This is a genomic window from Micrococcus sp. EWR3.9.1, assembly GCF_052615555.1.
In genome coordinates this window covers 1-12,472 of sequence record NZ_JBQXFD010000002.1, presented here as the reverse complement: position 1 = coordinate 12,472, position 12,472 = coordinate 1, and the positions used below count along the sequence as shown (strand labels likewise).

At 71.9% G+C, this 12,472-nt stretch carries 14 protein-coding genes and 1 pseudogene; 2 read left to right on the top strand and 13 right to left on the bottom strand.

Features of this window, described 5'->3' with window-relative positions:
- Positions 1 to 145: 145 nt before the first annotated feature.
- The 11 genes from lgt to ACUJ8O_RS01645 form a co-directional block, all read right to left on the bottom strand.
- Entirely contained in the window at positions 146 to 1,129 is a 984-nt protein-coding gene (gene lgt / locus ACUJ8O_RS01695; RefSeq protein ID WP_069941449.1) for a prolipoprotein diacylglyceryl transferase, read from the bottom strand.
- Positions 1,130 to 1,131: 2 nt separating this feature from the next.
- Entirely contained in the window at positions 1,132 to 1,938 is an 807-nt protein-coding gene (gene trpA, locus ACUJ8O_RS01690) for a tryptophan synthase subunit alpha (protein WP_073116851.1), read from the bottom strand.
- The gene (gene trpB, locus ACUJ8O_RS01685; protein WP_371506554.1) at positions 1,935 to 3,260 is read right to left on the bottom strand and encodes a tryptophan synthase subunit beta; all 1,326 of its coding nucleotides are present in this window, start codon (positions 3,258 to 3,260) and stop codon (positions 1,935 to 1,937) included. The genes trpA and trpB overlap by 4 nt, the downstream gene beginning before the upstream one ends.
- Before the next feature lie 29 nt (positions 3,261 to 3,289).
- A complete protein-coding gene (gene trpC, locus ACUJ8O_RS01680) occupies positions 3,290 to 4,096 on the bottom strand; it encodes an indole-3-glycerol phosphate synthase TrpC (RefSeq protein ID WP_049146874.1) in 807 nt (268 codons plus the stop codon).
- 5 nt (positions 4,097 to 4,101) lie between these two features.
- The gene (locus ACUJ8O_RS01675; RefSeq protein WP_010078761.1) at positions 4,102 to 4,425 is read right to left on the bottom strand and encodes an HGxxPAAW family protein; all 324 of its coding nucleotides are present in this window, start codon (positions 4,423 to 4,425) and stop codon (positions 4,102 to 4,104) included.
- A gap of 125 nt (positions 4,426 to 4,550) precedes the next feature.
- The gene (locus tag ACUJ8O_RS01670) at positions 4,551 to 5,156 is read right to left on the bottom strand and encodes a Trp biosynthesis-associated membrane protein (RefSeq protein WP_044658968.1); all 606 of its coding nucleotides are present in this window, start codon (positions 5,154 to 5,156) and stop codon (positions 4,551 to 4,553) included.
- The gene (locus ACUJ8O_RS01665) at positions 5,156 to 6,706 is read right to left on the bottom strand and encodes a chorismate-binding protein (RefSeq protein ID WP_049146872.1); all 1,551 of its coding nucleotides are present in this window, start codon (positions 6,704 to 6,706) and stop codon (positions 5,156 to 5,158) included. The genes ACUJ8O_RS01670 and ACUJ8O_RS01665 overlap by 1 nt, the downstream gene beginning before the upstream one ends.
- The gene (hisI, locus tag ACUJ8O_RS01660) at positions 6,703 to 7,083 is read right to left on the bottom strand and encodes a phosphoribosyl-AMP cyclohydrolase (protein WP_095346679.1); all 381 of its coding nucleotides are present in this window, start codon (positions 7,081 to 7,083) and stop codon (positions 6,703 to 6,705) included. The genes ACUJ8O_RS01665 and hisI overlap by 4 nt, the downstream gene beginning before the upstream one ends.
- Positions 7,084 to 7,127: 44 nt before the next feature.
- On the bottom strand, positions 7,128 to 7,898 hold the full coding sequence (hisF, locus tag ACUJ8O_RS01655; RefSeq protein WP_049146869.1) for an imidazole glycerol phosphate synthase subunit HisF: 771 nt from the start codon (positions 7,896 to 7,898) through the stop codon (positions 7,128 to 7,130).
- A 46-nt stretch (positions 7,899 to 7,944) separates the two neighbouring features.
- The gene (gene hisG / locus ACUJ8O_RS01650; protein ID WP_049146867.1) at positions 7,945 to 8,793 is read right to left on the bottom strand and encodes an ATP phosphoribosyltransferase; all 849 of its coding nucleotides are present in this window, start codon (positions 8,791 to 8,793) and stop codon (positions 7,945 to 7,947) included.
- A gap of 48 nt (positions 8,794 to 8,841) precedes the next feature.
- Positions 8,842 to 9,105, bottom strand: coding sequence for a phosphoribosyl-ATP diphosphatase (locus ACUJ8O_RS01645; RefSeq protein WP_010078767.1), 264 nt, complete (start codon positions 9,103 to 9,105; stop codon positions 8,842 to 8,844).
- A 1,166-nt stretch (positions 9,106 to 10,271) separates the two neighbouring features.
- Between ACUJ8O_RS01645 and ACUJ8O_RS01640 the strand changes: the two genes are divergently transcribed.
- The gene (locus tag ACUJ8O_RS01640) at positions 10,272 to 10,469 is read left to right on the top strand and encodes a hypothetical protein (RefSeq protein ID WP_083908063.1); all 198 of its coding nucleotides are present in this window, start codon (positions 10,272 to 10,274) and stop codon (positions 10,467 to 10,469) included.
- A 74-nt stretch (positions 10,470 to 10,543) separates the two neighbouring features.
- On the opposite strand, the gene ACUJ8O_RS01635 is transcribed toward ACUJ8O_RS01640, so the two are convergent.
- Entirely contained in the window at positions 10,544 to 10,804 is a 261-nt protein-coding gene (locus tag ACUJ8O_RS01635; RefSeq protein WP_020627976.1) for a hypothetical protein, read from the bottom strand.
- Positions 10,805 to 10,850: 46 nt separating this feature from the next.
- On the opposite strand from ACUJ8O_RS01635, the gene ACUJ8O_RS01630 reads away from it, so the two are divergent.
- Positions 10,851 to 11,705, top strand: coding sequence for an abortive infection family protein (locus tag ACUJ8O_RS01630; RefSeq protein ID WP_020627977.1), 855 nt, complete (start codon positions 10,851 to 10,853; stop codon positions 11,703 to 11,705).
- Here the strand turns inward: ACUJ8O_RS01630 and ACUJ8O_RS01625 are convergent.
- Positions 11,702 to 12,472, bottom strand: a pseudogene (locus ACUJ8O_RS01625) (IS5 family transposase); the annotation flags it as partial. The gene ACUJ8O_RS01630 and the pseudogene ACUJ8O_RS01625 overlap by 4 nt on opposite strands.

Below are 12,472 nucleotides of genomic sequence, written 5' to 3'. Positions count from 1 at the left end.
CGGGGCCGACGGCCCCGAGGTGGAAGAGACGCTACCGGGCGCGACGTCCCACTGTGCGGAACCGGACGTTCTGTGACACGCCGAATGTCCACCATGTGGGACACCGGGGCCCCGGGCGCCCCTCGCGGGCGCGCCGGGGAGCGGGTCAGCGCCGGACGGCGTCGTCCTCCGCCGCGCCCACGGCGTGGGACCCGGAGCGGCCCGCGGCGACGGCGACGCCGTCGTCGCCCTCGGGGGCGTGCCCGGCGCGCCACACGCTCTGGTGGGCGTGGGGGCCGGCGGCCGCGCCGCGATGGCGCAGCAGGATCCCGACGATGAACGCGAGGGCGATGACGAACACCAGCAGGGACGTCCACACGTTGAGCCGCTGGGTGACGCCGAAGAGCGTGACCATCTCGGCGTCGTCGATGCGCAGCATCTCGATCCACGTGCGGCCCGCGGTGTACCAGGCGACGTAGGACCACAGCATGAGGCCGTGGCGCAGGTGCAGCGCGCGGTCCACGAGGAGCAGCAGCGCGACCCCGGCCAGGTTCCACAGGCACTCGTAGAGGAACGTGGGGTGGAACAGCGTGTCCGGGGCGTAGCCGGCCGGGAAGTTCGGGCTGGCCGGGTCGACCTCGAGCCCCCAGGGCAGGGTCGTCGGGCCGCCGAAGAGCTCCTGGTTGAACCAGTTGCCCCACCGGCCGATGGCCTGGGCCAGCAGGATGCCCGGCGCGACGACGTCGCCGAAGGCCGTCAGCCGCAGCCCGTAGCGGCGGCACGCGATCCACGCGCCCACGGCGCCGAGGGCGATCGCGCCCCAGATGCCCAGTCCACCGTTCCACACGTACAGGATCTGGATCGGGTCGCCCGTGCCGTCGAAGCCGGGCCCGAAGTACCGGTCCGGTGAGGAGAACACGTGGTAGAGCCGACCGCCCACGAAGCCGAACGGGATGGCCCACAGGGCGATGTCGAGCACACGGTCCTCGGGGCCGCCGCGGGCGCGCCACCGACGCTCGGCGAGCCACAGCGCCAGGACGATGCCCAGGATGATGCACAGCGCGTACGCGTGGATCTTCACCGGGCCCAGCTGGAACCCGTCCCACCCGGGGGCGGGGAAGGCGGCGAGCGGGGCCAGGGCGGCGGTCACCCTCAGCCCTCTCGGACCGTGCCGGCGGCGAGCTCGCGGGTCAGCGTGCCCACGGCCTGCGGCCCGCCGTCCGTCAGCGCGCGCACCAGGGCCGTGCCGACGATCGCGCCGTCGGCGTAGGCGCCGATCTCGCGGACGTGCGCCGCCTGGGAGACGCCGAGGCCGACGCACACGTGCTCCGCCCCGGCATCCTGAGCCCGGCGGACCACGGTCTCGGCGACGGTGGACACCGCGTCGCGGGTGCCGGTGACGCCCATGACCGACACGGCGTACACGAAGCCGCGGGAGGAGTCGACGGTGAGGCGCACCCGCTCGTCCGTGGACGAGGGCGCGGTGAGGAACACGCGGTCCAGGCCGTGACGGTCCGAGGCCTCCATCCAGGCGCCGGCCTCCTCGGGCACGAGGTCAGGGGTGACGAGACCGGCGCCCCCGGCCTCCGCGAGGCGGCGCGCGAACTCGTCGACGCCCATGCGGTCCACGAGGTTCCAGTAGGTCATCACCAGCACCGCGGCGTCGGTGCGCTGGGTCACCCGTCGGATGATGTCGAAGACGTCGGCCACGCGGAAACCCGCCTGTAGCGCCGTCTGGGTCGCGGCCTGGATCACGGGGCCGTCCATCACGGGGTCCGTGTAGGGCAGGCCCAGCTCGATGACGTCGGCGCCGTTCTCCGCGGCGGCGACGACGGCCTCGACGCACTCGTCCACGGACGGGTAGCCGGCCGGCAGGAAGGCGACGAGGCCGGTGCGGCCGGCCGCCTTCGCGGCGTCCAGGGCCGCGGCGGTCTTGGAGTGCACGGTCATGCCGGTCACTGCTCCTCTCCGGGGGTCATCTCCTCGAGCGGGTCCTTCTCCTCCGCGGCCGTGCCGAGGCCGAACCAGGCCGCCGCCGTGGCGACGTCCTTGTCCCCGCGGCCGGAGAGGTTCACGATGATGATCCGCTCCTCCCCCTCCGGGGCGTCCGGCCCCACGAGGCCCTCGTCCGCCCAGCGGCGGGCCAGGCGCAGCGCACCGGCCAGGGCGTGGGCCGACTCGATGGCGGGCGTGATGCCCTCGGTGCGCGTGAGCCGGAGGAAGGCGTCCATGCACTCGGTGTCCGAGACCGGCTCGTAGACGGCGCGGCCCGTGTCGTGCAGGAAGGCGTGCTCCGGGCCGACGGCCGGGTAGTCCAGGCCGGCGGAGATCGAGTGGGAGTCGATCGTCTGCCCGTCCTCGTCCTGCATCAGGTACGTGCGGGCGCCGTGCAGCACGCCGGTGCGTCCGAGCGTGATGGACGCGGCGTGGCGACCGGTCTCGAGGCCCTCGCCCCCGGCCTCGAAGCCGTAGAGCTCCACCTCAGGGTCGTCGAGGAAGCCGTGGAACAGGCCCATCGCGTTGGACCCGCCGCCCACGCACGCCGCGACGGCGTCCGGCAGGCGGCCGGCCTGCGCCAGGATCTGCTCGCGGGCCTCCTCGCCGATCACGGAGTGGAAGTAGCGCACCATGGCGGGGAACGGGTGCGGGCCCGTGACCGTGCCCATCAGGTAATGCGTGGTGTCCACGGAGGCGACCCAGTCCCGCAGGGCCTCGTTGATCGCGTCCTTCAGGGTGCGGGCGCCGATCGCCACGGGCACCACCTCGGCGCCGAGCATCTGCATGCGCGCCACGTTCAGGGCCTGGCGGCGGGTGTCCTCCTCCCCCATGTACACGGTGCACTCCATGCCGAACAGCGCGGCCGCCGTCGCCGTGGCCACGCCGTGCTGGCCGGCGCCGGTCTCCGCGATCAGACGCGTCTTGCCCATGCGACGGGCGAGCAGCGCCTGGCCGATCACGTTGTTGATCTTGTGCGAGCCGGTGTGGTTGAGGTCCTCGCGCTTGAGGAAGATGCGCACCCCGGGGGTGTCCGCGGCGAACCGCGGCACCTCGCTCAGCAGGGAGGGCCGGTTCACGTAGTCCCGGAACAGGGTCCGCAGCTCGGCCTCGAAGGCGGGGTCCTGCCGCGCCTGCTCGTAGGTGCGGGTGAGCTCCTGCAGCGCGGCCACGAGGGACTCGGGCATCCACTGCCCGCCGTAGTCGCCGAAGTAGGGTCCGGCCTGACCCTGATAGGGCCCCTCGAACTCGATCGCGGGCTCGGTGCTCGGACGGTCGGCGCTCATGGCGACCACGCTCCTCGGGTCTGGTTCGGTCAGCGGACGGTGAGGGACGCGGCGCGGAACGCGCGCAGCGCCTCCTCGGGGGCGCCGTGGCGCACGAGGGCCTCGCCCACGAGCACGACGTCGGCGCCCGCGGCGGCGTAGGCCTTGATCTGCTCCTCGGACTCGACGCCCGACTCGGCGACCCGGACGACGTCCTCGGGCAGCCCGTCGGCCAGCGCTGCGTAGCGGGCCGGGTCGACGTCCAGGGTCTTGAGGTTGCGCACGTTGACGCCGAGGATGCGGGCGCCGGCGGCGACGCCGCGCTCGATCTCCTCGGGCGTGTGGGCCTCCACGAGGGCGTGCATGCCCAGGGACTCGGTGAGCTGCAGGAAGCCGGCCAGCTCGGCGTCGTCGAGGGCGGCCACGATCAGCAGGACCAGGTCGGCCCCGTGGGCGCGGGCCTCGTGGATCTGGTACTCGGTGACGGTGAAGTCCTTGCGCAGGACCGGCAGATCGACGGCGGCGCGCACGGCGTCCAGGTCGGCCAGGCTGCCGCCGAAGCGGCGGGCCTCGGTGAGCACGGAGACGGCGCTGGCGCCGCCGCGCTCGTACGCGCGGGCCAGGGTGGCCGGCTCGGGGATCTCGGCGAGCGCGCCCTTGGAGGGGCTCGCCCGCTTCACCTCGGAGATCACCCGGATCCCCGCGGGGTCGGTGCGTCCGCCGTGCAGGGCCGCGTGGGCGTCACGCGGCGCGGGGGCGGCGGCCACCAGCTCGGCCAGGCGCGCCTCGGGCAGGGCACGGCGACGTGGCTCGAGGTCCTCACGGACGCCGTCGATGATCTCCTGGAGGACGGACACGCGGATCAGTGACCGTGCTGGCCGCGACCCGCGCCGGCCTTGCCGGCGACGATGCCCACGACGACGCCCACGGCCATCAGGGCGAGCCCGATCCACACGACGACGCTCCAGTCGGCGAGCAGGCCGACGCAGCCGGCCACGAAGCCGACGAGCACGAGCGCCACCATGGCCCACGCGCCGGGCGAGTTGCCGTGGCCCGGCAGCTCGAGGTGGGTCGGGTCGTTGAGCACCAGGCCGTCCTCGGTGACGACGACGTCCTCGACGGCGCCGCGGCGGGCGGCGCGACGGGTGGTGGGCTCGGTGTGCGCGGTGTTCGCGGTGTGGCTCATGGCTGTCCCTCACTGGTGCGTGGTGTACATGACGACTGTCCCTCATTGTGCCATGCGGGCACGGGACCGGGCCCGCGTGACCCGGGACGACCCGGGCGGTGCGGGGCGGTCCGAGAGACGGGCGCTCACGTGGGGTCGTTGCCGCGGGACAGCTCGTCCCACGCGTCCATCTGGTCCACGCGCCGGCGCTGGGCCGCCTCGCGGGCGGACTGCGCGGGCTGCTCCCCGGCGGCGGCCGGGCCGGGCTCGGAGGCCGCAGGCGCCTTCTCGTAGCGCCGGGACGAACGCCAGCCACGGCCCGCCAGTGCCGCCACGACGCCGCACAGCGCCGCGAGCACGCCGCCGGCCGCCGCGACCCACGGCCACGCCGTCACGGCGTAGTCCTGCGCGAGCGCAGTGGTCCCGGTCGCGTCGGCGACCGCGGCGGCCGCCGTCGTCGCCGGATCCAGGGCGGCGGTGACCGAGGTCGAGGCGATCACGACCCCAGCCAGCGCCATGAGCACGCCGACGATCACGGCGCCGAGGCGCCGGGCGGTGGTCAGGGCGAGGGCACCGGCCATCACGACCAGGGCCATGGCGGTGGCGACGGGCGCGGCGGCGCCGCCCGACGTCGTCGCCTCGGAGGCGATCCCGCCGGACAGGCCCGTGGCGGTCACCCAGGTGCGGCCCGCCGTGAGCAGCACGAGCCCGCCGGCGGCCAGCGCGGCGAGGACCACGGTGCGGCGGCGCATCACGCCTGCCCCAGCTCGCCCGCGGTCAGCACGGACCGCAGCGGCGCCGTCGCCTTGGTGACGGTCTCGGCGGTCTCGGCGTCGGGATCGGAGTCGGCGACGATGCCGGCGCCGGCCTGCACGTGCGCCTGGCCGCGGTGCAGCGTGGCCGAGCGGATGTTGATCGCCATGTCCATGTTGCCCGCCAGGTCGAAGTAGCCGACGACGCCGCCGTAGGGCCCGCGCTCGGTCGGCTCCCACTCGTCCAGCAGCTGCAGAGCGCGGGGCTTCGGGGCGCCGGACAGCGTGCCGGCGGGGAAGGCGGCGCGGAGGACGTCGAGCGCGTCGACATCGTCGCGCATGCGGCCCTCCACGTGGGAGACCAGGTGGAGGATGTGGCTGAACGCCTCGAGCTCCATGAACTGGGTGACCTCGACGGTGCCGGGGCGGCACACGCGCGAGAGGTCGTTGCGGGAGAGGTCCACGAGCATGAGGTGTTCGGCCCGCTCCTTCTCGTCCTCCAGCAGGTCCTTGCCGAGGAGGCGGTCGTCCTCCGCGGTGGCCCCGCGCCGCCGTGAGCCGGCGATCGGATGGGTGACCACGCGGCGGTCCCGCACGGTGACGAGCGCCTCGGGCGAGGAGCCCACGATCTCGTACGGCTCCCCGTCCGGGGTCTCGAAGGAGAAGAGGTACATGTAGGGGCTCGGGTTCACCATGCGCAGGACGCGGTACACGTCCAGACCGGTGGCGTCCGTGGTGACCGAGAGGCGGCGGGAGACGACGGCCTGGAACACCTCGCCGTCGCGGATCGCCCGCTGGGCCTTCCCGACGGCCTCCCGGAAGCCTTCGGCGCCCCACCGGTCCTCGGCCTGGGCGGCGACCTCGTCCGCGTCCGCCTCGAGCCAGCGGCGCGGGACGTCGCTGACCGGGTCCGCGGCCGGGGCGGTCAGGCGCTCGACCATGGCGTCCAGACGGGCGAGCGCGTCGTCGTAGGCGCGGTCCGCGCCGGTGGCCAGGCCGTTGCCGTTCACCGCGTTGGCGATCAGCGTCACGGTGCCGTCCAGGGCGTCGTGCACGGCCAGGTCGGTGACGAGGTTCATCGCGAGGTCGGGCAGGCCGAGGTGGTCCTCGGGCGGGTGCGGCAGGCGCTCCCACGCGCGGACCGTGTTCCACCCCAGGAAGCCGGCCATGCCGGAGACGAGATGCGGCAGGACGCCTCCGACCTCGGCGCGCACGTCCGTGCTCAGCAGGCGCAGGCACGCCGCGAGCACGTCCAGGGCGCGGCCCTGCGTGGGCAGCCCCTCGGGCGGGGTGCCCTGCCAGTGCGCCTCGCCGTCCCGCGAGGTCAGGGTGACGGCGGAGCCGGCCCCGATGAAGCTGTACCGGGACCACGCCGCGCCCGGGGTGGCGGACTCCATCAGGAAGGTGCCGGGGCGGGAGCCGGCCAGGCGCCGATGGATCGCCAGCGGCGTGAGGCCGTCCGCCAGCACCGTGCGGACCACGGGGATCACGCGGGCGGTGTCCGCCAGACGCAGGAACTCCGCACGGGAGGGAGTGGTGGCGGCGGTCATCGGGCGGCCTCCTCAGGGTCGACGGCGGCCGGCGGCATGACGAGCTCGCGGCCGGTGAAGCAGGTGCGGGTGCCCGTGTGGCAGGCGGGGCCGGTCTGGTCCACGGTGAGCAGCAGGGTGTCGCCGTCGCAGTCCGCGTGGACCGCGCGCACCCGCTGCAGGTGGCCCGAGGTCTCCCCCTTGCGCCACAGCTCGCCGCGCGAGCGGGACCAGTAGGTGGCCCAGCCGGTCTCGAGCGTCGCGCGCAGGGACTCCGCGTTCATCCACGCCATCATGAGCACCTCGCCGGTGCCCTCCTGCTGGGCGATGGCGGGCACCAGGCCCCGGTCGTCGAAGGTCACGGTGGCCACGAGGTCGTCGGGCGGGGAGATGCTCATGGAGGTCCAGTCTAGGGAGCCGGAGCGGGGCGTGGCCGCCGGGGTCAGCGGACGGTGTGCCCCGCCTGCCGCAGGGCGTCCTTGACGCGGGCGAGCATGTCGTCCGGGCCGAAGTGGAACAGGGAGGCGGCGAGCACCGCGTCCGCACCGGCCGCGACGGCGGGCGGGAAGTGCTCGGGCTCGCCGGCGCCGCCGGAGGCGATCAGCGGCACCCGCGTCACGGCGCGCACGTCCCGGATCATCTCCAGGTCGAAGCCCTCGCGGGTGCCGTCCGCGTCGATCGAGTTGAGCAGGATCTCCCCCACCCCGCGCTCGGAGGCCTCCCGGCACCAGGCGACGGTGTCGATGCCGGTGCCCCGGCGGCCGCCGTGGGTGGTGACCTCATAGCCGGAAGCGCATCCCGGGTCCTCCGTGCGCCGGGCGTCGAGGGAGAGCACGAGGACCTGGGACCCGAAGCGCCGGGTGATCTCCGTGATCACCTCGGGCCGGGCCACGGCCGCGGTGTTGACGGAGACCTTGTCCGCCCCCGTGCGCAGCAGCCGGTCCACGTCCTCGACGGTGCGCACGCCGCCGCCCACGGTCAGCGGGATGAAGACCTCCTCTGCCGTGCGGGTCACGACGTCGTAGGTCGTGGCGCGGTCCGAGGTGGAGGCGGTGACGTCGAGGAACGTGATCTCGTCGGCGCCCGCGGCGTTGTAGCGGCGAGCGAGCTCGACCGGGTCGCCCGCGTCCCTCAGGTTCTCGAAGTTCACGCCCTTGACCACGCGCCCGGCGTCCACGTCCAGGCAGGGGATGACACGCACGGCGAGGCTCACGTCGGCTCCTTCGTCTCGGGGGGCTCGGGCGGGACGGCGCGGGCCGTCAGAGGCGGATCGCGTGGATCGCGGAGATCAGGATGCCGCGGGCGCCCAGGGCGTACAGCTCGTCCATGACGCGGTTGGCGTCCAGCTTGCGGACCATGGAGCGCACGGCGACCATCGTCTCGTCCCGCAGCGGGGAGACCGTCGGTGACTCCAGCCCCGGGGTGACCGCGGTGGCCGCCTCCAGCAGGTCACGGCGGATGTCGTAGTCGATCATGACCCAGCGGCGGGCCACGAGCACGCCCTTGAGGCGGCGCAGCAACACGTCGAGGCCCTCGGGGCGCTCCCCCGCGCGGCCGATCAGCACGGCCTCCGAGTCGAGGATGGGCTCGCCGAAGACCTCCATGCCGGCGGCGCGCAGAGTGCTGCCGGTCTCCACGACGTCGGCGATCGCGTCCGCCACGCCGAGCTTGACGGAGGACTCCACGGCGCCGTCGAGGTGGACCACCTCCGCGTCGAGGCCGGTGCGCTCCAGGTAGGCGTGCAGCAGCCCGTCGTAGCTGGTGGCGATGCGCCTGCCGGCCAGCTCGGACTCGGAGGAGAACGTGCCCACGGGCGCGGCCAGTCGGAACACGGACCGGCCGAAGCCGAGCGCCATGATCTCCTCCGCTGTGCCCTCGACCTGGGCGTCGCGGAACAGGTCCCGCCCGGTGAGGCCGACGTCGAGGGTGCCCTTGCCCACGTACACCGCGATGTCTCGGGGACGCAGGTAGAAGAACTCCACCTGGTTCTCGGGGTCCACGAGCACCAGCTCGCGGGAGTCGCGGCGCTGGCGGTAGCCGGCTTCCTGCAGGATCTCACGGGCGGCCTCGGCGAGGGCGCCCTTGTTCGGAACGGCGATGCGCAGCACGCGTCGGTCTCCTCGGGGTGCGGTGGGCGGGGAACGGGGCCGGCGGCCTCAGAGGTGGCGGTAGACGTCCTCGAGGCTGATGCCGCGGGCGATCATCATGGTCTGCACGTGGTACAGCAGCTGAGAGATCTCCTCGGCGGCGGCCTCATCCGACTCGTACTCGGCGGCCATCCAGACCTCGGCCGCCTCCTCGACGACCTTCTTGCCGATCGCATGGACGCCGGCGTCGATCTGGGCCACGGTGCCGGAGCCCTCGGGGCGCTCTTGCACCTTGCGCGTCAGTTCCGCGTACAGCTCGTCGAAGGTCTTCACGGGACCACCCTAGCGACCCTGCCCCTCCAGCCCAGACCGGAGTCGGTCATTGTGACGTACGGGACGGCGGGGTCTTCGCCACGCGCTGCACCTACGGGCCCACGTGGGACGTGCCGGCCGCTCAGCGTCCTCCCCCTCCCATGTCTGCACGTTCCTTCACTCCCATCGGGGCACGCGCGCGAGGCGGCCGTGGACGTGGGGATGACGGGCTGAACGTGCCCGTCCGGTCCGCACGCATGTCCCGGGCGACCTCCGACAGGTGGGCACGACACGCTCGTTTCTGACCCCAGCGACGACACCGCTCCTTGCACACCTGAGACACCACCAGGTCGATCACTGCCCCGAACCCCGCCCGGGCCCACCGCACCAGATCTCTTCCGCGACGCACACATCCATCTCGTCGACTGTCCACGCGTCCGGGCCTCGGGTCCAGGCCCTGGAGGTCACCGGCGGGCGGCGCGGCCGCGCCCACGTCGCCGACGGGGAACAGGAATGATGCGGCGAGAGGATCTGGGGGTAGCCGTCGTGGCCCTCCTCCCCTTCCCGGACGAGGAGCAGAGCCCCGCGCTCGGACCCGCGAACTGGAGCATGACCCACCACGATGAAGGCGACCCATCCCGTCCCGCACACCGAGTGAGCGCCCGGTTGCAGCGAGCGCAGAAGATCCTCTCCCGCTGGCGGGTGGCCACGGGCAATGCGGTGGAAGGCATGGAATGGGAGCGGGATCCCGGTGATGCGCAGCTCGTGGAGATGGCTCGGCTGCCCAGCAGTGCCGAGCTGCCCAGCGCTGGAGCCTGGCTTCCGGGGCTGGAGATCCTCATGGGCCTTCGTCGCAGACCTGGTGCCGGGCCCCCTCAACCACCGGCTCGCCACGTGCTCGTTCTATCGGGAGAAGGCTTCGGCGCCCGTCCCCTCGGCGCGTCGCCATGCTCGCCCTGACGTGAGCCGACGTTCGTGGGTGCGGGGCGTCGGCCGACTCCCACGGGGGTGGCCTCACACGCACCCGACGGTCTGTCCCACCACGTCTCAGACCCTCCGACACTTCTGTCCAACAGCTCGGTTTGGGACCGTTTCTGACGTGATGCTCTCGTGGGCGGACGGGGCGTGTAAAGGGGTATACCCGCATAGACATATCGCCACCTTCCAGAATCGGTCATAGTTGGCCCATGAACTACACAGTCAACGGTGCATGGGAAGGCTGGAAGGGTGAGACGCTCGTCGAGATGACGGATGGCTCAATCTGGAAGCAGGCGGAGTACCACTACGAGTACCACTATGCCTACCGCCCTCAAGCTCGAGTAGTAGACGACAAGATGACAGTGGAAGGCATGAGCCGGGCAGTACGGGTCCGCCGCCTGCGTTAGAGGCCCACGGGCACAGCATCGGCTAAGGGCCCGCAATATTGGTGGCCTCTGTCGTGCCGGATACGCGTCGAAAGTCACGACGGAGGGGAGCCCGGCTCGGGGAACGGCCAGTCCTCAGGGAAGGCGTACGGGGTCACGACGACCTGGACGTCGTCCTCGTAGTGGATGTGGCCAGGGTGCGTTGAGCGCAGCTCCACCCATGGGCACGAGTACCGGTCGAGCAGCCCTAAGTAGAACTGGGTTCGCTCGATCAGGTGCAGCCCGCCGTCCGTCTTGAACCACGCTGCCGCACCCGGGCGCACGTCGGCGTCGTAGCAATCTGGGCCCCTGGACATCACAGCAAACGTGACCAGCCTTCTGAAAGCCCGCTAATATGCGGACATGGCGCAGTTCACTCCGAAGGTGCTACGGCTGTTGATCGACTACCTGACGGGCGTCGAAATGCGTCAGATTGAGGCGCTGTTCGAGGACAACGGGATTGCCTTGGGCCCCGTCCAGGACGATCGCGGCGACACAAGCGTTCGCCGAAGCCTAGTGCGCCGATACCTCGCAGGTGTCAACCTCGATTCCATCGAGGGTAGGGCGAAGCTAACCGACGTATTGAGCGACGTCATGCAGGAGATCGGCCTTCGCGCGAAGAGCGGCGACGACTACTACGACTTGCAACCCGTCATGGAAAAGTGGACAACCACCCTGAAGAGAGCCGGGTTCGACGTCGGCAAGTGGACGTATGCAGTCACCGACCGCGCGGCGGGTCTCAATGCCCCATCGGTGAGTGCCGCCGCGTTAGCGGCGTTGGACGATCCGTCGGCGATCCTCGACCACTTAAATCGCTTGGCGGAATCGGTAGACACTGATCCGCGGCTCGCGGTCAGCACAGCGAAAGCACTCATTGAGTCGACCGCCAAGTGCGTGTTGTCCAAGCGGGCCATCGAGTATTCAAGGACAGCTAAGATACCTGCCCTAGTGAACGACGCACAGACGGCCCTCTCGCTGACCCCCAAGGGGGTTAGCGAGGAGGACAAGTCGTTGCGCCAGGTTTTGCAGTCCTTGGTGTCGCTGACGCAGGGCGTCACCGAAATCCGCAACAAGGTCGGCGTCGATCATGGTGCCGAGAGTGTGCCGACATGGGTGCGGCCGCGTCACGCGCGCCTTGTGGTCGGGGCAGCCCAGGTGTGGTGCACATTGATGCTGGAGACGCTCGCGGATCCCGGGGCCCCGTGGAGGAAGGCCTAGGGCGTGTCTGACAATAGTTTCGACCACGCGATGACCGCGTTCAGGAGCACGGCGGCCCGGTAGACGATCGCGTACTTGTCATACCTGGTCGCCAGGCCCCGCCATTGCTTCAGGTGCGCGTACTGGCGCTCGATGACGTTGCGGCCCTTGTAGACCTGCGTGTCCAGGCCCACGGGGCGGCCGCCGCGGGAACCGCGGCGTGTGCGGTGGCCCTGCTGGTCCGCCGGCTCCGGGATGACAGCCTTGATCCCACGGGCGCGCAGATGGGCGCGGATCGGGCGGGAGGAGTACGCCTTGTCGCCCAGCACCGCGTCCGGGCGGGTGCATGGTCGGCCTGCCGGGCGGTCCACGCGCAACTGTCCTAGCAGGGGCAGCAGCATGGGTGAGTCTCCGGCTTGGCCGGGGGCGGTCAGGCTGGCCAACGGCGGCCCTACCCCGTCGACGAGCTGATGGATCTTCGTGCTCAACCCGCCCCGGGATCGGCCGACCCCGTGATCGTCGGGCTCAACCCGCGGATTCTTGTAGTCCGATCCAGCCCCGAAGTGTGGCGGGTGGTGTTCGTGGCGTGCTGATGGGCGCGGGCGATCGTGGAGTCCGCTTCAGATGGACCAGTCCACGAGCCCTTGGGCGTCCGCTGCGGCGGTCAGCTTCTCCAACACCTTGTCCCAGGTGCCCTCGGCGGCCATGCGCCGGCGCCAGGTCCACACGTCTCTGCCAGAGCCCGTAGACCTCGGGCAGATCCCGCCACGGGATTCCGCATCGGTATC